21 protein-coding genes and 1 pseudogene are annotated in these 25,195 nt (G+C 61.0%); 19 read left to right on the top strand and 3 right to left on the bottom strand.

Translation table 11 applies throughout. From position 1 onward, the window contains the following. Both SLW74_RS15200 and SLW74_RS15195 read left to right on the top strand, forming a co-directional pair. Positions 1-302: pseudogene (locus SLW74_RS15200) on the top strand (hypothetical protein); the annotation flags it as partial. 278 nt (positions 303-580) lie between these two features. After that, positions 581-871, top strand: coding sequence for a hypothetical protein (locus tag SLW74_RS15195; RefSeq protein ID WP_065986263.1), 291 nt, complete (start codon positions 581-583; stop codon positions 869-871). A 121-nt stretch (positions 872-992) separates the two neighbouring features. On the opposite strand, the gene SLW74_RS15190 is transcribed toward SLW74_RS15195, so the two are convergent. Further along, entirely contained in the window at positions 993-2,801 is a 1,809-nt protein-coding gene (locus SLW74_RS15190; protein WP_410929376.1) for an aminopeptidase P family protein, read from the bottom strand. 912 nt (positions 2,802-3,713) lie between these two features. Between SLW74_RS15190 and SLW74_RS15185 the strand changes: the two genes are divergently transcribed. From SLW74_RS15185 to ssuE, 17 genes are all read left to right on the top strand, one after another. Further along, the gene (locus SLW74_RS15185) at positions 3,714-4,499 is read left to right on the top strand and encodes a hypothetical protein (RefSeq protein ID WP_410929375.1); all 786 of its coding nucleotides are present in this window, start codon (positions 3,714-3,716) and stop codon (positions 4,497-4,499) included. A gap of 102 nt (positions 4,500-4,601) precedes the next feature. Further along, positions 4,602-5,723, top strand: coding sequence for a DegT/DnrJ/EryC1/StrS family aminotransferase (locus tag SLW74_RS15180; protein WP_065986260.1), 1,122 nt, complete (start codon positions 4,602-4,604; stop codon positions 5,721-5,723). Between the two features lie 42 nt (positions 5,724-5,765). Further along, positions 5,766-7,280 (top strand): lipopolysaccharide biosynthesis protein, encoded by a 1,515-nt coding sequence (locus SLW74_RS15175; protein WP_410929374.1) that lies wholly within the window; start codon positions 5,766-5,768, stop codon positions 7,278-7,280. Positions 7,281-7,297: 17 nt separating this feature from the next. Beyond that, positions 7,298-8,227 carry a glycosyltransferase family 2 protein gene (locus tag SLW74_RS15170; RefSeq protein WP_410929373.1) on the top strand — a complete coding sequence of 310 codons (930 nt, stop codon included), beginning with the start codon at positions 7,298-7,300 and terminating at the stop codon, positions 8,225-8,227. Continuing rightward, positions 8,217-8,669 carry a low molecular weight protein-tyrosine-phosphatase gene (locus SLW74_RS15165; RefSeq protein WP_410929372.1) on the top strand — a complete coding sequence of 151 codons (453 nt, stop codon included), beginning with the start codon at positions 8,217-8,219 and terminating at the stop codon, positions 8,667-8,669. The genes SLW74_RS15170 and SLW74_RS15165 overlap by 11 nt, the downstream gene beginning before the upstream one ends. After that, complete coding sequence (locus tag SLW74_RS15160) at positions 8,670-10,886, top strand: polysaccharide biosynthesis tyrosine autokinase (RefSeq protein ID WP_410929371.1); 2,217 nt, start codon at positions 8,670-8,672, stop codon at positions 10,884-10,886. A gap of 27 nt (positions 10,887-10,913) precedes the next feature. Next, on the top strand, positions 10,914-11,714 hold the full coding sequence (locus tag SLW74_RS15155) for a WbqC family protein (protein ID WP_410929370.1): 801 nt from the start codon (positions 10,914-10,916) through the stop codon (positions 11,712-11,714). A 5-nt stretch (positions 11,715-11,719) separates the two neighbouring features. Beyond that, positions 11,720-12,253 (top strand): transcription/translation regulatory transformer protein RfaH, encoded by a 534-nt coding sequence (rfaH, locus tag SLW74_RS15150; RefSeq protein WP_192134822.1) that lies wholly within the window; start codon positions 11,720-11,722, stop codon positions 12,251-12,253. A 107-nt stretch (positions 12,254-12,360) separates the two neighbouring features. Further along, on the top strand, positions 12,361-13,362 hold the full coding sequence (locus SLW74_RS15145) for a glycosyltransferase (protein WP_410929369.1): 1,002 nt from the start codon (positions 12,361-12,363) through the stop codon (positions 13,360-13,362). Further along, positions 13,359-14,612, top strand: coding sequence for a glycosyltransferase family 4 protein (locus SLW74_RS15140; RefSeq protein ID WP_410929368.1), 1,254 nt, complete (start codon positions 13,359-13,361; stop codon positions 14,610-14,612). The genes SLW74_RS15145 and SLW74_RS15140 overlap by 4 nt, the downstream gene beginning before the upstream one ends. A gap of 100 nt (positions 14,613-14,712) precedes the next feature. Beyond that, entirely contained in the window at positions 14,713-16,035 is a 1,323-nt protein-coding gene (locus SLW74_RS15135; RefSeq protein ID WP_065986252.1) for a hypothetical protein, read from the top strand. Positions 16,036-16,137: 102 nt separating this feature from the next. Further along, positions 16,138-17,259: a glycosyltransferase family 4 protein gene (locus SLW74_RS15130; protein WP_410929367.1), complete on the top strand. Its 1,122-nt coding sequence runs from the start codon at positions 16,138-16,140 to the stop codon at positions 17,257-17,259. Positions 17,260-17,268: 9 nt separating this feature from the next. After that, positions 17,269-18,309: an acyltransferase family protein gene (locus SLW74_RS15125; RefSeq protein WP_410929366.1), complete on the top strand. Its 1,041-nt coding sequence runs from the start codon at positions 17,269-17,271 to the stop codon at positions 18,307-18,309. A gap of 96 nt (positions 18,310-18,405) precedes the next feature. Further along, positions 18,406-19,629, top strand: coding sequence for a glycosyltransferase family 4 protein (locus SLW74_RS15120; RefSeq protein WP_410929365.1), 1,224 nt, complete (start codon positions 18,406-18,408; stop codon positions 19,627-19,629). Between the two features lie 13 nt (positions 19,630-19,642). Then, a complete protein-coding gene (locus SLW74_RS15115; protein WP_369318711.1) occupies positions 19,643-21,055 on the top strand; it encodes an undecaprenyl-phosphate glucose phosphotransferase in 1,413 nt (470 codons plus the stop codon). A 168-nt stretch (positions 21,056-21,223) separates the two neighbouring features. Further along, positions 21,224-22,306, top strand: coding sequence for a polysaccharide biosynthesis/export family protein (locus SLW74_RS15110; protein ID WP_410929364.1), 1,083 nt, complete (start codon positions 21,224-21,226; stop codon positions 22,304-22,306). A gap of 352 nt (positions 22,307-22,658) precedes the next feature. After that, positions 22,659-23,240 (top strand): NADPH-dependent FMN reductase, encoded by a 582-nt coding sequence (gene ssuE, locus SLW74_RS15105; RefSeq protein ID WP_192134813.1) that lies wholly within the window; start codon positions 22,659-22,661, stop codon positions 23,238-23,240. Positions 23,241-23,250: 10 nt separating this feature from the next. Here ssuE and SLW74_RS15100 read toward each other — a convergent pair whose 3' ends face one another. Together SLW74_RS15100 and SLW74_RS15095 are read right to left on the bottom strand one after the other, a co-directional pair. After that, the gene (locus SLW74_RS15100; protein ID WP_192134812.1) at positions 23,251-23,526 is read right to left on the bottom strand and encodes a hypothetical protein; all 276 of its coding nucleotides are present in this window, start codon (positions 23,524-23,526) and stop codon (positions 23,251-23,253) included. Between the two features lie 298 nt (positions 23,527-23,824). Then, positions 23,825-25,195, bottom strand: a complete 1,371-nt coding sequence (locus SLW74_RS15095) for a gluconate:H+ symporter (RefSeq protein WP_410929363.1) — start codon at positions 25,193-25,195, stop codon at positions 23,825-23,827.

The following is a 25,195-nucleotide window of genomic DNA, read 5'->3' as shown; positions in this document are numbered from 1 at the left end:
CAAGCGGTTATTTTAAGAAGTTTTCAAAGTTTCCTGATCAACTTCAACCACTTGCGCTTCGTTCGACTTGGCGTCTCACGTCAGCGGGAGGCGAATTCTACAGCGTTACAATCTGCTGTCAACTGCCTTTTTCACCGCTGTCGATTCAAGCATCTGAACCGAAGCACTCCCCGCTGCTTACTTCGTCCAACTCTTTGATTATCAAGGAGTTTTCCGTTTCGTCTGCGCCGGAAGTGGGGCGAATTATAGACAGATCCAGAGGGGCGTCAAGCACTTATTTGAACTTATATCGCAATCACTGATATTTGGCAGCCTTTGCTGCTTAACAGACCGTTAACCGTGGGGTCTTATAAGGAGCGCGAGCCTCGTGACCCGCTGCGCATGCGGCTCCGAATCGCCAGCCGCAGCACAGCCATCGACGCGATACAAGATGTCACTGGCATTTGTCTCACTATTGAGCGATGTTTAGCCCGTGCGCCTCAACATGGTGCCCCTGCCCCACATGGACGTGAAGGTCGGCGGCGGCATGCGAATTCTGGATAGTCACTGACCGCAATGTGCCGGTCAGGTAAGGATATGAATGAAGTACTTTTTGATGGCACTGGCAGCATTGGCTGTCGCTGGTTGCGCAGCGACGTCTAAACCGGTCATGGGCAAACGCGGAATTCATATCAACTGCTCGGGGCTTTCGTCCTCATGGGAGCAGTGCTATGACATGGCGACCAACTCCTGCGTGTCCAAGCAGTACCGGGTGATCGCCAAATCCGGTGACGGCGCCGAAGACACTGGAGGCTACCCGCTCGGTCTCAATCCTGCGGGGTACACCAGTCGCAGCATGATCATCGTGTGCAAAAAACCGACGAATCCCTAGTCGGCCACCGGCATACCAGCATCTGACGACCCGCGGCGTTTGAAAGGCGTCTATATAGATAGAGAACGCCAGGCGCAGGCCCGTAAGTGATGCCACCGCCTACGCAGCGGTGGCAGCGGCATCAGACCGCTTGAGTACGACCGTTCAGCCAGGCCAACGCGGCGCCCTCCACTAATGGAGTGAGGCGCTGTCTGACCTGAGCGTGGTATTCATTAAGCCATTCACGCTCCTCATGCGTGAGCAAACCGATTTCAAGGCAGCGCGTGTCTATCGGGCACAGCGTGAGGGTCTCGAACTTGAGAAACTCGCCGAACTCGGTCTTGCCCGCCTCTTGGTTAATCACCAGATTTTCAATACGGACCCCCCACTGTCCCGGCCGATACGTACCTGGCTCGATCGACGTAATCATCCCCGGCTGCATTGCGGTCTGCGGCGTGGCAGCAGCCTGATAGGCAATGACCTGCGGGCCTTCGTGCACGTTAAGGAAATAGCCGACGCCGTGACCGGTGCCGTGGCCATAGTTGACGCCGTCGGCCCAGATCGGCGCGCGAGCAATTGAGTCAAGCAATGGCGAAAGAATGCCCCGGGGGAAGTGAGCTCGGGACAGCGCGATGACACCCTTCAGGACACGCGTGCAGTCACGCTTCTGCTCAGCCGTCGGCGTGCCCACGGGCACCATGCGGGTGATGTCGGTCGTGCCGCCCAGGTATTGGCCGCCGGAATCGATCAGCAGCAAGCCGTCACCTTCGATTTGCGCGTGCTCTTCTTCGGTGGCGCGGTAATGAGGCATGGCCCCGTTGCCGTTAAAGCCGGCGATGGTGGCGAAGCTCTGGGACACATAGCCCGGGCGACGGGCCCGCGCCGCGCTGAGTTTCTCGTCAATCGTCAGTTCGCTGACGGGCTCTTTGCCCAGCGCTGAATCCAGCCAGGCGAAGAACTCGCACAGCGCTGCCCCATCCTGCTCCATCGCCTGGCGGATATGCCGGGTGTCGGCGGCGCTTTTCTGCGATTTGAACAGCGTGGTCGGGTTGAGGCCTTCGATCAGCGTCACTTCGCTGTCGAGATAATCCAGCAGGCCACAGGTGACGCGTGCCGGATCGACCAGCAGCTTCGCATCTTTAGGCACGTTGCGCAGCGCGCTGCCGATACGCGTGTATTCATGCAGGGTGATGCCCTCCTGTTCGAGGGTACTGCGTAGCGCGGCGTCGACTTTCTCTGACGCGACAAACAGGTTGACACTGTTCGGGCCGATCAGGGCGAAAGAAATGAACACCGGGTTGTAGGAGACATCGGCCCCGCGCAGGTTAAACAGCCAGGCGATGTCGTCCAGCGTGGCGAGGAAATGCCAGTCCGTGCCACGCTCGGCCATCACTGCGCGCAGTCGAGTGAGTTTGTCGGCACGGGTTTCGCCAGCGTGGGGCGTTGAGTGCTCATAAACAGCCTGAGCCGGCAACGCAGGCCGGTCGTCCCACAGTTCAGTCAAGGGGTCGAGGTCCGTGCGCAGCCGTGCGCCTTTCTCGTACAGATTCGCAGCCAGCGTACGCGACGACGCCACGGCCAATACCGCGCCATCCACTGCGACGACGGAATCCGTCCTGGCTTGCTCGGCGAGCCAGTCAAGTGGGCCGGTCTGACCCGGCTGCAGTTTGACCAGCTCGATGCCGCTGCCTGCCAGCTCCTTGCTCGCCTGCTCCCAATACCGACTGTCAGCCCAGACACCGGCGAAGTCCTGGGTGATGATCAAAGTGCCGACGGAGCCGTGGAAGCCGGACAGCCACTGCCGCCCTTGCCAGTAACCCGGCAGATATTCAGAGAGATGAGGGTCGGCCGACGGCACCAGCCAGGCGTCGATGCCTTCACGGCTCATCAGGGCGCGCGCTTGCGCAAGGCGTTGCATCGCCACTCCAGTGGTTTTCGACTGCGTATTCATTGAATCTCCTGGTGACCCGAATTGTTTGCATCGCAGACCCGGATAATGGAGCAGCGATCAAGGCTGAGCAACCGCAGCGCCGCATCCACCCAACGCATGGGAATTGAGCGCTCGAACAACGGCGTCGAGCACCTGCGAAATCTTCGGGCCTGTCACCCACTCAGCCACATTGATTTATATATAACCCAACACTGTTCTTTGTATAAAACTGCAACACCGCCGTGATCAGTTGATGGGGCAATTCAAACTCAGGTGGTTAGTTAACTCGACGCATAATGACCACTGAATGCGCCATTCAAAAATCGAGCGCCATAAAACCGTTGCCCCCGGTCCGCGCCCAAGTTCTGACGTTGGAAATACGTCTTCCCTGTCATTTCTGGTTGTCAAAGCGGCGGTCTTGGCGAGCGCCTAAAAAGCGTCGCGCACCAGGACAGGGCAGTGATGTTTTATTGACTGTCAGTAAAATCAATAACTTATAGAGCCTGATCGCCCGCTGATCAAAAAATTAACAGAATGATGGCGAAATAATTTGACAGAAAGTCCGCCTCCGTCGATATATACGCATGTCCAATGTTTTCCCGTTTTTGCAGCGCGACCTTAGAGCCGTGCGCCGAGAGCATTCCGACTTAATTACCCTGCGGCTGCCCATGAAATTAACGATTCCAACGGTGTGAAATCGGCGCCGGTGGGCAGTTTTTGGTTTAAAGAAAGCTTTTCCGAATTACTGAATATGCTCGGTGGGGCGGTAGCTTTGCCCAACGGTTTAGTCAGCCAGTGATGTATGAAGCAACCGTTTGAATGCACATATTAATGAATACAACGGCAGGATCTGCAGATTCGGGCGGTAGCGTGCCTGAAGCGTAATTCTCTCCCCTCCCCTGCACTCCTCACTCCCTACGAGGGCCTGATGCAATGCCTTTATCTTTCGACATGGATGAGCAGTTGGTTCAGCGACTGGCTGACGAAATCGATACCAACGGCTTTGCAAAACTGAACGCGGCCGTGCCTGACACGGACCTGCAGCAGTTGCGGGCCTGGACTGACGAACAGGCGCAGAAACACCAAGGCGAATACTTTGCCTACCACGGTGAGGCGGCACTTAGCGAAAGCCTGCTGGCGAGCTACTGGTCCGACCCGCGCTTCAAGACACTGCTGGGTCGCCTCTATCACCATGCGGCCCGCCGCGACGCCGCCAGTGACCGCATCTTTCCGGTGCTGCGCTGCGTGCAGGGCAACCAGGGCAAGCGCGAGTCCAACAGCTTTCATTACGACGCCAGCCTGGTGACTGCACTGATCCCGGTGTTCATTCCCAGTGAAGGAGAAGGACGCGGCGATCTGATGCTGTTTCCGAACATCCGCCGGGTGCGCTCATGGGTGGTGTTCAACGTGATCGAGAAAGCCCTGCTGCAGAACAAGATCACCCGCAGCTGGATCATCAAAGGCATGCAGCGCAACTGGCTCAAGCCGTACGTCCTGCGCCTGGAGCCGGGCAGCGTTTATTTCTTCTGGGGTTATCGGAGCCTGCACGCCAACCAGGCCTGCCGGCCAGACGTGAAGCGCGCCACCGCGCTCTTCCACTTCGGCGATCCCCATGCAGGCAGCCTGGCCACCCGATTGATCCTGAAAATCAATCAGGGCCGCGCCCGGCGGATGAGCAGCAAGGCAGGCAACCCGCCGCCGGCCTCCACCCCCAGCTGATTTCGCTCGAACCTGGCGTTGATGGCCCGGCGCCACACCGGCGCCACCGCATCACGGTCCGGAAAGCCTTTTAAAAGCTGTGCATCTGAAATGGAGAATTCGATGATCAACGTCACCAAGACCTACCTGGGCGATATCGACAAGTTCAAAGGATACGTCGAGGGCATTTATGCACGCGGCTGGCTGACCAACCACGGGCCGCTGGTGTGCGAGCTCGAACAACGCCTGAAAGATTATCTGGGCGTCAAACACGTCATCCTCACCAACAACGGCACCCTGGCCCTGCAAGTCGCCTACCGCGCGCTGGGCCTGAGCGGCAGCGCCGTTACCACGCCGTTCAGCTTCGTGGCCACCAGCAGTTCGTTGCAGTGGGAAGGCATTCGCCCGATCTTCGCCGACATCGACGCCCAGACCTGGAACATTTCGCCTGAGCACATCGAAAGCCGCATCGTCTCCGACACCACCGCTATTGTCGGCACCCATGTGTTCGGCAACCCGTGCGCGGTTGAGCGCATCGAAGAGATCGCCCGTCGGCGCAATCTGAAAGTCGTGTACGACGGCGCCCATGCCTTCGCCGTACGCCACGCCGGCCAGTCGGTGCTCAATTGGGGTGACATCAGCACGCTGAGCTTTCACGCCACCAAGTTGTTTCACACCATCGAAGGCGGCGCGATCATCACCAACGATGACGAAACCGCGCGCCGTGCTCACCTGCTGTGCAACTTCGGCATCGCCGACGTCGACAAGATCGACGGGATCGGCATCAACGCCAAGCTCAACGAATTCTCCGCCGCGATGGGCCTGTGCATTCTCGACGACATCGAGAACATTCTTCAGGAACGCGCTGAAATCGCTGACCGCTACACCACCCGCCTGGGGGATTACGTCGACCTGCAGCGGCCGGAAAGCAACAGCGAACTCAACCACAGCTATTACCCGATCGCCCTGCGCGACGAACAACAACTGCTGCGTTTGCGTTCGGCGCTGAACACCAACGGGATCAACCCGCGCCGTTACTTCTACCCGTCCCTGGACACCCTCGAGTACCTGCAGCCGCAAGCGGCACAAACCGCTTCGCGTTCCTTGAGCGAGCGCGTGCTTTGCCTGCCGATTTACCCGGGCCTGCTGCACGACGATCAGGATCGCGTGATCAACACGGTGATCGCCGAAACCAGCGCCGCCCACTCGCCGTACCGTGTGCCGTCCCTCGCGAAGGTCATGTAACCCCGCCGCGCCATTCATCCCGTTACGCCGGAAGGACTTTCGATGTCAACCAAGCGCTCAGTCATACGCAACACTGCGTTGAGCTATGCAGGCCAGGCCTACACGCTGCTCGTGGGGATCCTGATCATGCCGTTCTACCTCGGCCACATGGGCGCCGAGGCATACGGGCTGATCGGATTCTTCTCGGTGCTGCAGGCCTGGCTGCAATTGCTGGACGCAGGGATGTCACCGAGTCTGGTCAGGGCGGTGGCCCATCGTCAGGGCAGCGATGGACTGGATCGCTACACCGGGCGCCTGCTGCGCTCGTTCGAAATCATCTTCCTGCCACTGGCGGGCCTCTGCTGCGTGGCGATGTATGCCGGCAGCGGATGGATCGCGGTGCACTGGCTCAATGCCCAGGAACTGACGACTGAGACGCTGGTGCAGTGCATCGGGCTGATGGGCATCGTCATCGCCCTGCGCTTGTTTTCAACGCTGTACAAAAGCGGGATTCAAGGCCTTGAACAGCATGCATGGCTGAACATCGCCAACGTGATGATCGCCACGCTGCGCTACTTCGGCGGCCTGCTGCTGGTGAGCACGATTTCCAACGACCCGGTGCACTTCTTCGAATTCCAGGCGCTGGTGGGCTTGATCGAAGCGTTGATCTTCGCGGGCCGTGCCTATCAGCAGATGCCGACGCCGTCGCCGCTGACCGGTTTCGACTGGGACCTGGTCAGGCCGATCATCCCGTTCGCGGCCAGCATGTCCGGCACTGCGGTGCTGTGGATCGTGCTCACCCAGATCGACAAAGTGTTGCTCTCCGAGCTGCTGCCGCTCAATGAATACGGTTACTTCTCGCTGGTGGCGTTGATCACCACCGGGATCATGATGCTCTCCAACCCGCTGGCGCAGACGCTGCTGCCGCGCCTCACCGTGTTGATGGCTGAAGGGCGCCGGGACGACATGCACCAGCTGTATCTCGCGGCCAACCGGTTTGTGTGCACGTTCCTGTTTCCCCTCGCGGCACTGATCGCGCTGCACGCCGACGAGATGGTGTTTGCCTGGTCGGGCGACCGGCCTGCCGCCGACTGGAGCCGGACGATTCTGCCGTGGTACTCGCTGGGCAGCGCCATCATGGCGGTCAGCGCGTTCCAGTTTTACCTGCAATACGCCTATGGGCGCATGCACCTGCACGTCTGGTACAGCGTTGTTTCAGCGCTGATCACGGTGCCGGTGATGTTTCTGGCGATTCGCGGCTACGGCGCTTACGGCGCGGCGATCGCCTGGTTCGTGTTGCGCGTCGTGTCCTTCGCCATCTGGCCTGTGATCGTGCACCAGCGTCTGGCCCCGGGGATTCACAGCCAATGGCTGCGCGACATCATCCGCATCAGCGTGATGACCGGCGTGGGCCTTGCGATCACCGAGCCGCTGCTGCGCCTGATCGCCAATGAAAACCGCATCAGCATCTTCCTGGGTCTGGCCGTCTGCGGCCTGCTCACGCTGCTGATGGTGGCCGCCAGCTACAAGCCGCTGGTGATGAAGATTTCCGTTTTGTTCAGCAAACCCAGTGTTTAACTCCGAGTACTCAAGCCATGGATGCTACTAGCAATAAGACGAGCGCCTCGCCGTGCGCCGCGCCCCTGGTCAGCATCGTCTGCCCAGCCTACAACCAGGAGGCCTATGTCGCGCAGACGCTGGAAGGCTTCCTGATGCAGCAAACCACGTTCGCCTTCGAAATCCTGGTGAACGACGATGCCTCCACGGACGGCACCGCCCGCATCATTGCCGACTACGTCAAACGCTTCCCGACGCTGATACGCCCCTTCTACCACGAGACAAATCAGTACTCGCAGAACAACCCGCCGGTGCCGCGTCTGTTCGGCGAAGCACGGGGCCGCTACATCGCCTACTGCGAAGGCGACGACTACTGGACGGACCCGCGCAAGCTGCAGATCCAGGTGGATTTTCTCGAGAACAATCCGGATTACGTGCTGACCTACCACGACGCGATTCCCTTCGACATCAGCGGCCAGTACCCGATTCAGCTGCAAGGCAAGCTGCGCGGGGATGCCACGGCGCTGGAGCTACAGAAGGCGCGGCCGATCTCGACGCTGACCACGGTGTTCCGCAACGTGTTCGAGTCGTTGCCCCCCGAGCTGCGCGCCGCGCCGCTCAATGATCTGGTCTGGTGGTCGCTGCTCGGCGCCTACGGCAAGGGCAAATTCATGGGCGAGGTCAAGCCGGCCATGTACCGATTGCACCCGGGCGGCGTGTTTTCCATGCGCTCCAACAAACGCAAGCTGCACATGGCGCTGCAGACCTCGGGCGCCCTGGCCAACTACTACAACCGGCTCGGTCATCAAGAGCTGTATGAGCATTTCCTGATGGAGCTGGTCGAGTACTCGCTGTCGGCGATTACCCCGAAACGCAAGATGCAGACACTCCTGGCCGTTGGGCAGAACTTCACCGCAAACATCAGCAAGAGACTGATGACGACCCTCAGCAAAGGTCATGTTCAGTAACGTCCTGGTGGTCTGCGTCGGCAATATCTGTCGCAGCCCCATGGCCGAAGCCATGTTCCGACAACGGGTGCCGAACGCGCGCGTCCAGATCTCGTCGGCCGGCACCCACGCCATGCTCAGTTCCACCATCGACCCGCTGGCTCAGGCCGTGCTGCACGTCAACGGTGTCCCCGCCCACAAACATCGAAGCCGTCAGATCGATCGGCAGATGCTCCACGAAGCTGAGCTGATCCTGGTCATGGAGCATCGTCAGACCCAGAGCGTCCTCAAGCTGGCCCCCGAGGTACGCGGCAAGACGTTTCTGATTGGCAAATGGCAACACGCGCTGGAAATCGCCGACCCCTACCGGCGCCCGAAACTAGCCTTTGAACAGACCTACGAGCAGCTTTCGCGTTGTGTCGACGACTGGCTTCCTTATCTTCAGTCAGGAGATCCAAGATAAATGACCGCTATGAACCGTACTTCTCTGGACGAGGTCCAGGACTCCCGGATCGATTTGGCGACTATCTTGCGCACACTTTTCGATCACAAAGGATTGATTGCGTCGATTGTCGGCATCTGCGTCCTGCTCGGCGCCACCTACGCCATTCTGGCCACGCCGATCTTCCAGGCCAACGCGATGATTCAGATCGAGCCGCGCAAAGTCGGCATCGAAGGCCGCACCGAAATTTCCAGCAAGCCGCTGTCGGTGTCCCAGGCGACCACCGAAATCGAGCTGATCAAATCCCGCGCGGTGCTGGGCAAGGTCGTTGATGACCTCAAGCTGTACATCGTGCAGAAGCCTAAATACATCCCGGGGCTGGGCACCTACATGGCGCGTCGGTTCAAGCCGGAGCGTGAAGGCGCAGTGGCCGATCCGATGTTCGGCTTGAATAGCTACGCCTGGGGTGGCGAGAAAATCGATGTGTTCCAGCTGGACGTGCCGGACGCGCTGCTGGGTGAAAAGATGACCATGGTGGCGGGCAAGCCTGGCACCTTTACCCTCTATGACGAAGACCGCAACAAGCTGCTCAGCGGCCCGGTCGGCCAGACTGTGGAAGGCAGCGGCATCAAAATCCAGGTGGCGGCGCTCAATGCCCGTCCGGGCACCGAGTTCACCGTGGCGCGTCAACGCACCCTGACCACCGCGCTGGATTATCAGGACCGTCTGAAAATCATGGAAGCGGGCAAGGACTCCGGGATCGTCTATCTGTCGATCCAAGACCCCGACCCGGCACTGGCCAAACGCATCCTCAACGAAGTCAGCCGCCTGTATGTGCGTCAGAACGTCGAGCGCAGTTCGGCCGAAGCCGCCCAGCGTCTGGAGTTCCTGCGTTCGCAACTGCCTGCCGTGCGCAAGCAGCTGGAGCAGTCGGAAATCGCGCTGAACAACTTCCAGATGGGCGCCAAGTCGGTTGACCTGAGCGTTGAAACCAAGTCGGTTCTGGATCAGGTGGTCAAGCTGGAAGGCACCCTGTCGGACCTGAAAATGAAGCGCGTCGACGTCGAGCGTCTGTACACGCCGGAGCATCCGACCTACCGCGCCCTGATGACGCAGATCGGCCAGGTTGAATCGCAGAAAGCCGCGCTGCTGAAGAAGATCGAAGCCCTGCCGGCCACGCAACAAGAGTTGCTGCGGCTGAACCGGGACATGCAGGTCACCTCGCAGACCTACACCCTGTTGCTGGACAAGAGCCAGGAGCAGGACATCCTGCGCGCGGGCAGCATCGGCAACGTCCGCATCATCGACAACGCCGACGCCAACGTCGAAGAGCCGGTCAAGCCGATGCGCAAAATCATCGTGCTGGTCGCCGCCCTGATCGGTCTGCTGCTGGCCGTTGCCACCGTGTTTGTGCGCCAGGCGTTCTATCGCGGTGTGGACAACCCGGAAGTCATCGAAAACCTCGGCATGCCGGTGTACGCATCGCTGCCGTATTCGCGACTGCAGGAACGCATGGAGAAGGCCGCCCAGAGCCGTTCGGCGAGCAAGGAGCCGCGCCTGCTGAGCGTCAGCGCGCCGACGGAACTGGCGATCGAAGCACTGCGCAGCCTGCGCACCAGCCTGCACTTCGCCATGCTTGAAGCCCGCAACAACGTGCTGATGATTTCCAGCCCGACGCCGGGCGTGGGCAAGTCGTTCGTCTCCAGCAACCTGGCGGTGATCATTGCGCAGACCGGCAAACGCGTGTTGCTGATCGACGCCGACATGCGCAAAGGCTACCTGCACAAGATGTTCAACCTGACGCCCAAGCATGGTTTGTCGGACACCCTCGCCGCGCGTCTGGGCAGCAAGGAAGTCATCAACCACACGGAAGTGCGCAACCTGGACTTCATCTCCTGCGGTTACGCGGCGCCGAACCCGTCCGAGCTGTTGATGCACGACAACTTCAACAAAATGATCAGCGAGCTGTCGCCGCTGTACGACCTGGTGATCATCGACACCCCGCCGATTCTGGCCGTGACCGATGCCACGCTGGTCGGCCGCCAGTCCGGCACCTGCCTGCTGGTGACCCGCTTCGGCCTGAGCACCGCCAAGGAAATCGAAGCGTGCAAGCGCCGCCTGATGCACAACGGCATTCTGATCAAGGGGGCGATCTTCAACGGTGTCCTGCGCAAGGCGTCGACCGCCGACTACGACTGCGCCGCGTACGGTTACGACTACACCACGGTCCGCAAGTAAATCGATACGCACGCCAAGGAGACACACATGGCCAGGACCCTTGCAGTGATGCAGCCGTATCTGTTCCCCTACCTGGGTTACTTTCAGCTCATTGCCGCCGCAGACGTCTTCGTCCTGGGAGACGATCTGCAGTATGTGCGGTCCGGCTGGGTCAATCGCAACCGCATCCTGCACAACGGCGAAGCGAAGCTGATCAGCTTCCCGTTGCAGAAAGACCGCTTTGAGCTGCAGATCAATCAACGTCAACTCTGCAACCACTTCAGCGATGAAGCGCTGCGGCTGATTGATCTGCTCGCCGAGAGTTATCGCGAGGCGCCCTGTTTCGCGCAGGTCATGCCGCTGCTGGAGCGGTTGATCCGTTTTCCGCAGCAGAACATCGCGCTGTATGCCGAACACGCCATCCGTGAAATCTGTGCTTATCTACACATCGTGACGCCGATCCTGCGCAGCTCGGACCTTATACTGGGTAGCGCTGCGGACAAGCAGGAGCGCATCATCCGCATCGCTCACACGTTTGAAGCCACCGCGTTCATCACCCCGGAAGGCGGATCGGTGCTCTACGACCGTGATCACTTCGCCCGCAACGGTTTGCTGGTGCGGTTCTTCCGGATGAACCCGGTGGTGTATCGGCAGTTTCGGCAACCTTTTGTCGCCAACCTGTCGATCATTGATGTGCTGATGTTCAACTGCGTCGAGCAGGTGCAGCAGATGTTGACCGAATACGGGCTGGACAAGCATCCATCCTGCGCCGGGCCGGGCATAATGCGCGGGCTGGCACAAAAACCTGACGTTGTCCTGACCGGGTCGCACCGGATCGCAGTGGAGTGAAATGTATGTCTGAAGTCGTCAACAGCGCCTGTGGTTCCGCGCGGTGGTACCTCATCCAGACCAAACCCCGCCAGGAAGCACGCGCGGCAGAGCACCTGCAACGTCAGCAGTTTGAGTGCTACCGCCCGGTCAAGCACGGCGAGAAAAAACGCGGCTCACGGGCGCCGGCCGAAGAAGAGCTCTTCCCCGGCTACCTGTTCATTCACATGGATCAAGCCAGCGACAACTGGTACCCGATCCGCTCGACCCGAGGCGTGGCACGCATCGTCACCTTCGGCGGCATGCCGGTTCCGGTGCAGGATGCGTTGATCGAGCAAATCCGCCAGCGTCTGTTGGCGCCGTTGGCGCCGCCGGCCAGGGTCGCCTTTCAAGAAGGTGAAACGGTGCGGATCACCGCCGAGGGCTTCAACGACGTCGAGGCGATCTTCCTCGCCGCCGACGGTGATGAACGCGCGGTGATTCTCCTTAACCTGCTGCAACGCGAGCAAAAGGTCAGCCTGCCGGTCAGCAGCCTGTCGCGGATGCAAGTCCAGGCTTGAACCGAGCCTCACTGCCCTTCAACTTCTTGCACCTCTGATCCACACATCCTGATTCCCACGGGGCTGATGCTTTCAGCCTCTTGACCCCCCTTCGCCCGGAACTCGCCATGACCCAGAAAACCACACTGGTGACGCTCACCTATGGTGATCGTTTCAACTACCTGCACACGCTGGTCAGCCGCTCCCTGGAAAGTCCGCTGATCGATCGCGTGATCATCGTCAGCAACGCGTCCACCGCGCCGCTGGACACCCTGCGGCGCACCTGGCCGAATCAGGTCAGCGTGATCTACATGCACGAGAACACCGGTTCGGCGCGGGGCTATTCGGTGGGAATCCAGGCCGCGCTGGACGCCGGTGCCGAGCACATCTGGCTGATGGACGATGACAACGCGCCGACCATCAACGCCATCGCCACGCTGCACAAGGTGCTTGAAGAGCGTAAACGCATCGACGGTGAAGACAAGGCCGCCGTGCTGGGCTTTCGTCCAACCCATCAGGCGGACATCGCCGCCGGCGTGCCGAACCGCTTCGCCATTCAGCGTCGCTCGAGCTTCTTCGGTTTTCACATCGCGCAGCTGCCGTACAAGATCTGGCGCCGACTGCCGTGGGGCGCGCCGCAAAGCCCGCACCGCAAACTGCCCATGGTGCAGTTGCCGTTCGCCACGTACGGCGGCCTGCTTGCCCACCGCAATCTGTATCGCCGCATCGGCCTGCCGCTGGACGCGTTGATGCTGTACGCCGACGACAGCGAATACACCTTTCGCATCACCGCCGGTGGCGGCCGGATCTTTCTGGTGCCGGACGCCTTGCTCGACGACCTGGAAAGCTCGTGGAACATCAAGGCGCGCACCAACAACATCTACGAGAGCTTCCTGCTGGGGGGCTCGGACTTGCGCGCCTACTACGGCGCGCGCAACCAGGCCTGGTTCGACAAAAACATCTGGGCCAATTCGTCGCTGCTGTACGGCCTCAACCGCTGGGTGTTCTTCCGCCTGCTGCGGCTGATCGCCAAGCGGCGCGGTGCCGAGGAGCGCCTCGGCCTGATCGAACAAGCCATCCGCGACGGTGAGTCCGGGGTACTGGGTCTGAATCAGTCGTATCCATTATGAAAATACTGTTCATCAGCAGCCTGTATGCCCCTCACATTGGAGGCGGCGCGGAAATCATTCTTCAGCGTACCGTCGAAGGCCTGCAGCAGCGCGGCTGTGAAGTCAGCGTGCTGGTGACCGGCCCCGACGCGGGCTTGAGCGTTGAAGCGGTGAACGGCGTCAAGGTCTACCGGGCCGGCCTGCGTAATTTCTACTGGCATTTCGGCGCACAACGGCCTGGCCGTCTGGCGCGCCTGGGCTGGCATTTGCGGGATCGCTACAACGGCGCAATGCGCCGCTACGTGAAACACGTCATCGGCAACGAGCAGCCGCAACTGGTGGTCTGCCACAACCTGGCCGGCTGGTCGGTGTCGGTCTGGGACGAGATCACTGCAGCAAAACTGCCGATCGTGCAGGTGCTGCATGACATGTACCTGATGTGCCCGAGCAGCAACATGTTCAAACGCGGCCAGTGCTGCCAGGAGCAATGTGGCAGCTGCCAGACTTTCCGCAAGGGCCACGACGCGCGCTCGGCCCAGGTCGCGGCGGTGGTCGGTGTCAGCCGCTTCATTCTGGAAAAGCTGCAGCAGCGCGGTTATTTCAGCGCTGCCAGCCCATACGTGGTGCACAACGCAAGCCCGTTCACGCCGCCGACCACCCCGCCCCATCAGCGGCGGCAAGCGGACCTGGCGACGAAAAAAGCGCCGTTGCGCTTCGGCTACATGGGCACGCTGTCCCATCAGAAAGGCGTGGCCTGGCTGATTGAGCAGTTTCAGCGATTGCCCTTCGACGCCACGCTGCAGATCGCCGGGCGTGGCCAGACGGATGACGAAGCCACCTTCAAGGCGCTGGCGAATTCCTCGAAGATCAGCTTCGTCGGTTACCAGACGCCTGAAGCGTTCTACCGCCAGATCGACGTCGCCGTGGTGCCGTCGCTGTGGAACGAGCCGTTCGGCATGGTCGCCGTCGAGGCCTGCGCCCACTCGGTGCCGGTGATTGCCAGCCGCATGGGCGGTTTGCCGGAGATCATTCAGGACCCGCTCAACGGTTTGCTGTGCGACCCGCAGGACCCTGACTCACTGGGCCAGGCGATGTTGCGTTTGCACCAGAACCCGGAATTGCTGGCGCGCCTGAGCGGTCAAGCGCGGGTCAGCGTGGCGTCATTACTGAACCTTGAGTTGATGCTCGACAGTTACCAAAGCATTTTTGCCCAGACGCTGCTGGACGACATTGCCCAGCCCAACCGGGACACGCTGCCCCACCCGGTTTGAACACAGCGGCATGCCTGCACGTGATGCCGACACTAACGCCGACGGCCCGAGACCTACCTGAGCAAGTGCTCCGGACCGTGCCTCTTCACTGAGACAAGCCATGCTCATCCCATACCTGACCCGGTTACGACGACCCTCGGCCGTCCTGTTGCTGGGCTTGTTGATCAGTTGCGCCACGCGGGCTGACGAAGCGTTCATCATCGGCGTCGACACGCACTTGATGAACAAACCCGGCACCTCCGGCCGCGCGCTGCAGCTGCTCAAAGCGGCGGGTGTCGACTCGGTGCGCGACGATGCCTATTGGTCCAGCGCCGAGCCCCGACGAGGGTTATTGAAGATTGAGCCTTCGTGGCAGTCATTCCTGAGCACCGCCCAGGAAAACCGCCTGCGACCGCTGTTGGTGCTGGGCTACGGCAACCCGTTTTACGAGAACTACGCCAAACCGCGCAAACCCTCGATGCGCGATGCTTACGGCAACTACGCCAGCTTCGTCACTCGCCAGCTCACCGACAGCGTGGACTTCTACGAGATCTGGAATGAGTGGGACAAGGAAAACCCGGTCGATCCTGGGTTCGCCGAAGACTACAGCCTGCTCATCGAACAGACCGCCAAGCGCATTCGCGCCAATCAGCGGCCGATGGTGATCCTGGCCGGCGCGGTGACGAGCCAGGGCATGGACCTGGGGTTTGCCGATCGGCTGGTGGAATCGGGGGTGCTCAACCATGTCGACGGGCTGTCGCTTCATCCCTATGTGTATTGCCGTTCGGATGAGCGCAACACCCCGGAAAACTGGATTGCCTGGCTGCGGCGGATCAGCGAGGACCTGACGGAAAAGAACCGCAACAAAGAGCCGGTGCCGCTGTACCTCACTGAAATAGGCTGGCCCAGTAATGACGGCCGCTGCGGCGGTGACGAGAAGATTCAGGCGGCGTTTCTGGCGCGCAGTTTCTTCCTGGCGCAGACGATGCCCAACATCAAGGGCATGTGGTGGAACGGCCTGCTCAACGATGGCCCCGACGGCACTGACCCGGAGCAGAACTTCGGTCTGCTGAATCAGGACCTGAGCGTCAAGCAGGCGTACCTGACGCTGAAGGCCATCAGCCCGACGCTGCATCAATTCCGCTACGACGCTGAAAAGAGTCGGGAAATCGACTCGCAATACCTGCTGCGGTTCGCCCGGGGTTCGGAACAGATCATGGTCGCCTGGACCGCCGGGCTGCCGCGATCGATCAAGGTGGACGCCAGCAGCGTGTTGCGCGGCAACGTGCAATACATCGACACCCGCCAGCCGCAACGCGGGCTGGTCGACAGCGGTATCCCGTGGAACTGCAACGACGGGCGTTGCTCGGCGCAAGTGCCGATTGATGACTTCCCGAAAATAATAAGCCTGGGCACACGCCCGGCACTGTTTGCCTTGCCCTGATTTCTGCCTTTTTTATTTCGGCCCTTCTTTTGGGCGCCCCTTCATCCAGGGCGCTGACGGCTCTGCGCACGACCCCTTTATCTCTTCTACAGGTCGACCACAATGATTGTGATCAATGCACGTTTCCTGACCCAGGAATTGCGTGGCGTTCAACGCTTCGCCGAACAGATCTGCCTGGCCCTCAAGCAGCTGCGCGACGACGTGGTGTTCGTTGCGCCCCACGGCATTCAGATGCACGAGAGCGCCAAGGCCCTCGACGTGCAATGCATCGGCAGCCACCGCGGCCACCTGTGGGAACAACTGGACCTGCCGCTGTACCTCCGCCGTCAGGGCAACCCGCTGCTGATTTCCCTGTGCAGCACCGCGCCGCTGTTTTACCGCAACCAGATCGCGACCCACCACGACGTCACCTATGTGCGTCACCCGGAAAGCTACACCCGCACGTTCCGAATGCTGTACCGGACCATGACGCCGATCATGCTGTCCCGGATCAAATCGCTGCTGACCGTGAGCGCCTTCTCCAAGGGCGAAATCTCGCAGTTCTACAGATTCCCGGAGAAGAAAATCTTCGTGGTGCCCAACGCCGTCAGCGGTGCGTTTCAACCGGGCCCGCCCCTTAAAGAGCAACAGGACTACCTGCTGGCGGTGTCTTCGCCCAGCGCGCACAAGAATTTCAGCCGGATGATTCAGGCGTTCCTCCTGCTGCGCGGTCACGATGATCTGCAATTGCGCATCGTCGGTGGCGCCAGCGGAATCTTCAGCGACGACAACCTGCAACGCCTGGCAAGCCGTGACCCACGCATCCGCTTTCTGGGCCGCCTGAGCGACGACGAACTGATCAGCCAGTACCAGGGCGCAACGGTCTTTGTGTTTCCGTCGCTGTATGAAGGCTTCGGCATTCCGCCCCTGGAAGCCCAGGCGTGCGGTTGCCCGGTGCTGGCGGCGAACGCGGCGTCGATTCCTGAAGTGCTACAGGCCAGCGCGCTGTATTTCGACCCGCTGGACATTGAGCACATGGCCGCCGCCATGGAGCGCGTTCTGACTGACATGCCGTTGCGGCTGTCGCTGCGCCGACGCGGACTGAACAACGTGGCGCGGTTCTCCTGGGAAGAATCGGCGCGCCAGGTTTCCCAACGCATCGACGCACTGCTGAGTCCGGCCAGAGACCGGCGCAGCAGCCAGGGCAGCGATGCCCTGGGTCGCGAATCTTCCAGCAAGCTCTGAGGCATTGCCATGAAACGCCTTGCCTATCTCGACGCATTGCGCGGCATCGCCGCCTTGATGGTGGTTTTCACCCATTTGTACGCACCGGTGATCGGTCACGTCTGGGCGCTGGATTACCTGATCGACCCCGGCAAATTGGGGGTGCTGTGGTTTTTCATGATCAGCGGCGTAGTGATTCCCTACAGCCTCAAGCCGGTGCCCGACGGCGCCCGACGCTTTCTGATCTCACGCTTCATGCGTTTGTACCCGGCCTACTGGCTGTCGCTGGTGTTGTTTGTGCTCATGCTTCAGTTGACCGGCGCGCCGCTGCCGTCCTGGCCGCAGATCGTCGCCAACCTGACCATGGTGCAAGCGGCACTGGGCTTCGACGACGTGGTCGGCCTGTACTGGACGCTGTTCATCGAACTGGTGTTCTACGGGCTGTGTTTGGCGCTGTTCATCGCCGGCAAGCTGTACGACCTGGCATTCCGGGCGCGCTGTTCGCTGGTGTTTCTGCTCGCCGCGCTGGCGATGAGCATTGCCCGCGCATTGACCGAACACAAACTGCCGGTGGCGCTGCCCCTGGCGTTGTCGCTGATGTTCTTCGGCTCGGTGTGGCGCCAGTGGTTGCTGGCCGAACACAGCGCGGCGCTGACGCGAAACCTGAACATGCTGTTCGTGGCCTTCGCCGTGCTGCTGCCGCCAACACTGATCATGGCCTACAGCAAGGACATGGGCACCGGCGAAACCTGGGGCCGTTACTGCTTCACCTACGCCGTGGCCATCGTCAGCTTCGTGCTGCTGACCCGCAGTGTGCGTCTGAACCACCCGGCGCTGGTCTGGCTGGGCGCAGTGAGTTATTCGCTGTACCTGCTGCACCCGTCGATGGGCATGCTCAGCGAGTTTCTGCTGCGCGGGACCGACGCACCGGGCCTGCTGGTGGCGCTGGTCGCGACGGTGCTGACCCTGGGCGCTGCCCATCTGTGCTTTCGCTACCTCGAACACCCTTTCATCCAGCTCGGAAAACGCCTCAATAACCGCAACGCCAAGACGCAGCCTGTGAGCGTCTGATTTAGCGCCTGCGAACATGGAAAGGTTGTGGGACCGCCCTCGCGAGCTTCGCTCGACGTGCCGGGCGTCCTTCGGCCGTTAATGCAGAGAATTCCAATGAAAATTGCAATCGTCCACGACTGGTTGGTGACGTACGCCGGTGCCGAAAGGGTTTTGGCATCGCTGATCAACATCTGGCCCGAGGCGGACCTGTTCTCCGTCATCGATTTCCTCAGCGACCAGGACCGCGCCCAATTGGGCGGCAAGGTCGCGACAACCACGTTCATCCAGCGCCTGCCCAAGGCCAAAACCAAATACCAGCGCTACCTGCCGCTGATGCCGATGGCCATCGAGCAACTGGACCTGTCCGGTTACGACCTGATCATCAGCAGCAGCCACGCCGTGGCCAAAGGCGTGTTGTGCGGCCCGGACCAGTTGCACGTCAGCTACGTGCACTCGCCGATCCGCTACGCCTGGGACCTGCAGCATCAGTACCTCAAAGAGGCGAACCTGAGCACCGGCCTGAAAGGCAAAGTGGCGCGGATGATCCTGCATTACATGCGCATGTGGGATCAGCGCACCGCCGCCGGCGTCGATGACTTCATCGCCAACTCGCACTTCATTGGCGCGCGCATCACCAAGGCCTACCGTCGCGAATCCACGGTGATCTACCCGCCCGTGGACACCCGCGGATTCGCGCTGCAGGAACAGAAGCAGGATTACTACTTCACCGCCTCGCGCATGGTCCCGTACAAGCGCATGCCGATGATCATCGAAGCCTTCGCGGCCATGCCGAACAAGCGGCTGGTGGTGATCGGCGACGGTCCGGAAATGGACAAGGCCAAGGCCGCTGCGGCCAACGCGCCGAACGTTACGCTGCTGGGTTATCAGCCGTTCGCGGTGTTGCAAGAGCACATGAGCAACGCCAAGGCGTTCGTGTTTGCCGCCGAAGAGGATTTCGGCATCAGCCCGGTGGAAGCCCAGGCCTGCGGCACGCCGGTCATCGCGTTCGCCAAGGGGGGCGTGGTGGAAACGGTCTGCGGCCTGGATCACCCGCAGCCCACCGGCGTGCTCTACCCGGAGCAGAGCGTGGCGTCGCTGATGGCCGCCATCGAGACGTTCGAGATCAACGGCTCACGCATCACCGCGCAAGCCTGCCGGAGCAACGCCGAGCGCTTCAGCGAAGCCCGCTTCGAGCAGGAAATGCGCCAGTTCGTCGAGGCCCGCCTGAGCGCTGCCCGTCAGAGCCGCCAGCCAGCACACACCCGGCCGATCCTGAGCGCGCCGACGCTGGTCAGCAGCGACCTCTCCGCCCGCGTTGTTCCGATCAAATCCGTCTGAGCGAGCACAGAATATGCGCACTCCATTACGGGGCATCCTGCATGCCCATTCATCGTCGCTGTCCGTCGCTCACCGGCTGCTCGATCTGGCGGTCATCGCGGTCGGCGGTTATGGCATCAACCTGCTCGCCGGCACGCCGATGAGCGCCGAAGCCTGGATGCAGATTCTGCTGGCGGCGGTGGCTTTCCACTGGCTGGCTGAATATCACCAGCTGTACGGCTCGTGGCGGGGCGAGCGCATCGTGCGCGAGCTGCTGAAGGTCGCCAATTACTGGGGTCTGGCCTTCGTGCTGCTGCTGTTCGTCGACTACCTGCTGTTACAGCCCGACCATCTGGCCGACAACAGCCAGATGGCCTGGTTTGCCGCCGTGCTGGTAACGCTGTGTGGCTACCGTCTGGCGATCCGCAGCGTGCTGCACAGTTTGCGCGCCCAGGGTTTCAATACCCGGCGCGTGGCGATCGTCGGCACCGGCCATTGCGGCGAGCGCCTGGCGATGTCCATCGAGCGCGCGCCCTGGATGGGCCTGAACTTGCTGGGCTTTTATGACCAGGCGCCGCAGCAGATCGACCTGGCGCGCATTGGCCGGCGCATTCCGGTGCTGGGCGATCTGGATCAACTGATCCAGGACGCCCGCGACGGCAAAATCGACAAGGTCTACATCACCCTCGAACTCGGTGCACAAGAACGTTTGCAGGCACTGATCAAAGGCTTGAGCGACACCACCGCGTCGGTCTACGTGATCCCGGACGTTTTCATGTTCGAGTTGCTGCACGCCCGCAGCGAGAGCATCAACGGCCTGCCCAGCATCAGCATTTTCGACTCGCCCATGGACGGCGCCTGGAGCGTGGTCAAGCGGCTGGAAGACATCGTGCTGTCGAGCATCATCCTGACCATGATCGCCCTGCCGCTGATGCTGATTGCCCTGGCGATCAAGCTCACCTCCCCCGGCCCGGTGCTGTTCCGTCAACGCCGTTACGGGCTGGACGGTCGGCCGATCATGGTCTGGAAATTCCGCAGCATGAGCGTGCAGGAAAACGGCTCGGTGGTGACCCAGGCCACGCGCAACGACAGTCGCATCACGCCGCTGGGCGCGTTCCTGCGGCGCACTTCGCTGGACGAGCTGCCGCAGTTCTTCAATGTGCTGCGCGGCGAGATGTCCATCGTCGGCCCGCGCCCCCACGCCGTGGCGCACAACGAGCAGTACCGCAAACAGGTGTCGGGTTACATGCTGCGGCACAAGGTCAAGCCGGGCATCACCGGCTGGGCACAGATCAACGGCTGGCGCGGCGAAACCGACACGCTGGACAAGATGCAGAAACGCGTTGAATTCGACCTGCAGTACATCGAGCACTGGTCGGTCTGGCTGGACCTGAAAATCATCCTGCTGACGCTCTTCAAAGGCTTCGTCAACAAGAACGCCTTCTAAAAGAAAATCTGCCAATAACCACAAACATGGCCAAGGGCTAGTAAGCTTGGCGGGAGGTGCACGGGTGCATGAGCGAATGTGATCCGATGTTCGGTGTAAGTAAGGGATGCAAAGAAATCACTGCGGTGCCAGTACGCACCTATTAGTAGGATGAGAAGGAACATTCATATGAAAGTAACGTTAGCGGTCGTGCTGCTTTCCAGTCTGGTGTTGCAAGGCTGCGCATTCGCCCCCGGTCAGTACATGTCTTACAGCGATGTCACCGAGAAAGACCCCGACGGTCCCCAGGTCACGCTGATCAACATCACCCCTGCCACCCTTGCGCAGCAGCAGAAAACGGCGGACGCAGCGGCCAAACCACTGCCCCCGGAACTGCTGAACTACAAGACGCCTGAATACGTCGTCGGCCCGGGCGACGCCTTGCTGGTGACGGTGTTCGAACACCCTGAACTGACCGCGCCCGGCTCCCAGGAACAACTGGACGCCAACAGCCGCGAAGTGCTGAACGACGGCACCGTGTTCTTCCCGTACGTGGGCCGTATCCAGGCCGCCGGCAAGACCGTTTCGCAGATCCGCGATCAACTGCGCATGGGGCTGGCGCCGCAGTACACCGAAGTGAAAGTCGACGTCAAAGTGCTGCGTTACAACAGTCAGCGCGTCCTGCTCTCGGGTGCCTTCAAATCGGCTGGCCCGCAACCGATTACCAACATTCCGCTGAGCCTGGTTCAGGCCATCAGCCAGGCCGGTCTTGATTCGACCGACGCCAACCTTGCCGGCCTGACCCTGCGTCGCGATGGCAAGGATTACGTGATCGACGTGGACTCGCTGAACCGCAAGGATTCGCAGATCAGCAAGATCTTCCTGAAAGACGGCGATTACCTGCACCTCAACAGCAATTCGAAGAACAAGATCTACGTGCTGGGCGAAGTTCAGCGCCCGCAGGTGATCTCCTTCAGCACCACCAGTGTGACCTTGCTGGAAGCGCTTGGCACCTCTGGCGGCCTGAGCCCTGACGCAGCCGATGGCGATGCGGTGTATGTGATTCGTGCACAAGACGCCACCCACGGCGCGACGGTCTATCACCTGGCCGCGAAGAAGCCGACCATTTACGCGCTGGCGAAAGGCTTCGAGCTGGCCGCCCAGGACGTGGTGTTTGTCGGCCCGGCCAACATCACCCGCTGGAGCCGTTACGTGAGCCAGTTGCTGGGCTCGAACAACATCATCCAGACCGGTGCGATGTTCAGGAATTGAGTGCCAGCTTCAAGCCGCAAGTCTGAAGCTTCAAGCTGACAGCAGAGCAACAGAGAAATCCCCGCAGTGGTCCGACTGCGGGGATTTTTTTTGGGTTTGATTTGATGAGGGCAAGTGTCGCTGGGGAAACAGTGGATCAACAGTCGCGTGCGCCTGGATCAACAGTTTGGGGTGGTTGGCAGGATTGCAGCTGTGTGTGATCGCTGGATTGACGGGGGCGGCGGGCGATGGAGAGCGCTGGCACGCATGCTGCTTGAGTACCGGCGAAGGGTCTTCACGCCCATTACTTCGCGTTGAACGCGGCCTGCTCGGTGCCTCGCACCTCGGGTGACTGACCCCAAGGAAACAACACATGTTGGTAGTTTCGATTTCAGGTAGCCCTTCCACCCGATCGCGCTCGGGCGTGGTGTTGCAGCATGCGGCGCACTGGCTCAAGGACCGTGGCGTCGAAGTCAGCGGTGTGCGCATTCAGGATTTTGCCGCCGAGGATTTGCTCTACGCCCGATTCGACAGCCCCCAGGTGGTGGCTTTCATCGACGCGGTGGCGAAGGCGGACGGTTTGCTGATCGGCACGCCGGTGTACAAGGCGTCGTTTTCGGGGGCGTTGAAGACGCTGCTCGACCTGCTGCCGGAGCGTTCATTGCACGGCAAAGTGGTCTTGCCGATCGCAACGGGGGGGAGCATTGCCCACATGCTGGCGGTGGATTACGCGCTGAAACCCGTGCTGTCGGCGCTGAAATGCCAGGAAGTGCTGCACGGTGTATTCGCCATCGACAGCCAGATCAGCTATGGCGAGAACGCGTTGGGCGGTGAGCTGGATGAACTGCTGACCCAGCGCCTGCATGACGGTCTGGATCACTTTTTACTGGGCCTGCAACACCGGACTCAGGCGCGTCACACGGAAGCGGGCGGGCACTTGAAGCTGGCGTTGTAAGTGTTCCGGCTCAACCCTGACGGGCTTTCGACGCGACGCTGACTTCGGCGTTCACTTCACCACGGTTATCGAACGCGTGGGCCCGTTGCAGCTGTGGCTGTTCGATCAGTCGGGCTTTGCGGGCCTGGAATTCGTCGTAGGACAAGCCACCACGATTGAGGTCTTCGAGGGCCAGCTGGTGGGTTTCTTCAGCGCTGTAGGCACGCAGCTCGGGATGATTGCCAGCGGCACAACCGGCGAGGAGGGAGGCGGAGAGTAACAGGGAGAGGACAAGAAGACGGTTCATTGGGAGCCTCCATTCGGCTCGTTTCCGGAATGAAGCCAAGGCTACGCCCCGGGCCTTTCCAGCAGAAATCAGTCGTCTTGATAGTGGCTATCGGGTTGGGCGGTGACTGGACTTTTTGCGTTCGAAGATCGAGATCAAAAGCTTCCCGGCTGAAGCCGGTCCTACAGACACCGCATACCCACTGTAGGACCGGCTTCAGCCGGGAAGAGGCCCGCATGACCGCCTTCAATGTTTTGGCAAATACCATTCCATAAGGCTGCTCACTCCGTAAAGGCTTCAGCGTTTGCTCTGGACATGGTCAGACCAAAAAGTGCCACAACAGCGACGTGCCGATCAGACCCACCACCGACACAATGGTCTGTAGCACCGACCAGACCCAGATTGTCTGCTTCAGTTGCAGGCCGAAGTATTCGCGGACCATCCAGAACCCGGCGTCGTTGACGTGGCAGAAGAACACCGAGCCCGCCCCGATCACCAGCGCCACCAGTGACGCTTCCACCGGCGCCAGCCCGGCCATCATCGGCGCAAGGATGCCCGCCGTGGTGGTCGTTGCCACAGTGGCCGAACCGGTCGCCTGACGCAGCGCAACCGCAATCAACCACGCCAGCAGCAGGTACGGCATGTGCGCGCCTTCGGCCACTTTGCTGATGGTCTGGCTGACGCCGGCGTCCAGCAAGGTTTGCTTCAAGCCGCCGCCCGCGCCGATGGTCAACAGCAGCACGGCAATCGGCGCGAGACTCTTACGCAGCGTGCCGCCCACTTGCTCGCGGGAGATACCGTTGGCCCAGCCCAGACACACCGTCGCCGCCAGCACCGCAATGCCCAACGCCACCAGCGGCTCACCGAGAAATTTCAGCGTCAGGGCGGTGTTGCTTTCCGGCGCCATGGCGATTTTCGCCAGGGTGCTGCCGAGCATCAGGATCACTGGCAACAGGATGATCAGCAACGAGATGCCGAAGCCCGGTTGGCGGGAGGCAGTGGGTTTGGCCGAGAACAGCTCGCCCAGCTCTGCCGGCTCCTCGATGTGCATGCGCTTTGACAGCCAGTTGCCGTACAGCGGACCGGCGAGAATCACCGCCGGCACTGCCACGCAGAAACCCAGCAACATGGTCAGGCCCAGATCGGCGTGCAAGGCGCTGACAGCAATCAACGGCCCCGGGTGCGGCGGCATCAATGCATGCAGCGTGGTCATGCCGGCCAGCGCCGGAATGGCGATTTTCAGCAGCGGCTGGTTCGACTGGCGCGCCATGACGAAGATGATCGGCACCATCATCACCAGGCCCACTTCAAAGAACAGCGGCAGACCAATGACCATGGCCACCAGCGCCATGACCCACGGCAGCGTCTTGCCCTTGCCCAGCCCCAGCAACGTCGACGCGATGCGATCCGCCGCCCCTGATTCGGCCATCAGCGCCCCAAGCATGGCACCGAGGGCGATGATGATCCCGGCCTCACCGAGAATCCCGCCCGCGCCCTTGCTGAACGCCTTCGCCACTGCCTCCGCTGGCAACCCCGCGCCTATCCCTGCGATGAATGTGCCCACCAGAATCGACAGAAACGGCGGGAGCTTGGTGGCGCTGATCAGCACGATGATGGTGGCAATGGCGATCAGGCAGCAGATGATCAGGCGAGTGTCATGAAACACCCAGGCAGCAGACGACAGATCCAA

This window comes from Pseudomonas sp. W5-36 (assembly GCF_046540455.1).
Lineage (GTDB): Bacteria > Pseudomonadota > Gammaproteobacteria > Pseudomonadales > Pseudomonadaceae > Aquipseudomonas > Aquipseudomonas graminis_B.
Note: the sequence above shows the minus strand (reverse complement) of the source record. Positions and strands in the feature narration are given on the sequence as shown.

Bases quoted from the DNA above. Each gene is read 5' to 3' on its own strand.
- SLW74_RS15180 (WP_065986260.1), top strand. From the start codon at position 4,602: ATGATCAACGTCACCAAGACCTACCTGGGCGATATCGACAAGTTCAAA.
- SLW74_RS15190 (WP_410929376.1), bottom strand. From the start codon at position 2,801: ATGAATACGCAGTCGAAAACCACTGGAGTGGCGATGCAACGCCTTGCG.
- SLW74_RS15110 (WP_410929364.1), top strand. From the start codon at position 21,224: ATGAAAGTAACGTTAGCGGTCGTGCTGCTTTCCAGTCTGGTGTTGCAA.
- SLW74_RS15170 (WP_410929373.1), top strand. From the start codon at position 7,298: ATGGATGCTACTAGCAATAAGACGAGCGCCTCGCCGTGCGCCGCGCCC.
- SLW74_RS15155 (WP_410929370.1), top strand. From the start codon at position 10,914: ATGGCCAGGACCCTTGCAGTGATGCAGCCGTATCTGTTCCCCTACCTG.
- SLW74_RS15140 (WP_410929368.1), top strand. From the start codon at position 13,359: ATGAAAATACTGTTCATCAGCAGCCTGTATGCCCCTCACATTGGAGGC.
- SLW74_RS15165 (WP_410929372.1), top strand. From the start codon at position 8,217: ATGTTCAGTAACGTCCTGGTGGTCTGCGTCGGCAATATCTGTCGCAGC.
- rfaH (WP_192134822.1), top strand. From the start codon at position 11,720: ATGTCTGAAGTCGTCAACAGCGCCTGTGGTTCCGCGCGGTGGTACCTC.
- SLW74_RS15145 (WP_410929369.1), top strand. From the start codon at position 12,361: ATGACCCAGAAAACCACACTGGTGACGCTCACCTATGGTGATCGTTTC.
- SLW74_RS15115 (WP_369318711.1), top strand. From the start codon at position 19,643: ATGCGCACTCCATTACGGGGCATCCTGCATGCCCATTCATCGTCGCTG.
- SLW74_RS15175 (WP_410929374.1), top strand. From the start codon at position 5,766: ATGTCAACCAAGCGCTCAGTCATACGCAACACTGCGTTGAGCTATGCA.
- SLW74_RS15135 (WP_065986252.1), top strand. From the start codon at position 14,713: ATGCTCATCCCATACCTGACCCGGTTACGACGACCCTCGGCCGTCCTG.
- SLW74_RS15160 (WP_410929371.1), top strand. From the start codon at position 8,670: ATGACCGCTATGAACCGTACTTCTCTGGACGAGGTCCAGGACTCCCGG.
- SLW74_RS15100 (WP_192134812.1), bottom strand. From the start codon at position 23,526: ATGAACCGTCTTCTTGTCCTCTCCCTGTTACTCTCCGCCTCCCTCCTC.
- SLW74_RS15125 (WP_410929366.1), top strand. From the start codon at position 17,269: ATGAAACGCCTTGCCTATCTCGACGCATTGCGCGGCATCGCCGCCTTG.
- ssuE (WP_192134813.1), top strand. From the start codon at position 22,659: ATGTTGGTAGTTTCGATTTCAGGTAGCCCTTCCACCCGATCGCGCTCG.
- SLW74_RS15185 (WP_410929375.1), top strand. From the start codon at position 3,714: ATGCCTTTATCTTTCGACATGGATGAGCAGTTGGTTCAGCGACTGGCT.
- SLW74_RS15130 (WP_410929367.1), top strand. From the start codon at position 16,138: ATGATTGTGATCAATGCACGTTTCCTGACCCAGGAATTGCGTGGCGTT.
- SLW74_RS15195 (WP_065986263.1), top strand. From the start codon at position 581: ATGAAGTACTTTTTGATGGCACTGGCAGCATTGGCTGTCGCTGGTTGC.
- SLW74_RS15120 (WP_410929365.1), top strand. From the start codon at position 18,406: ATGAAAATTGCAATCGTCCACGACTGGTTGGTGACGTACGCCGGTGCC.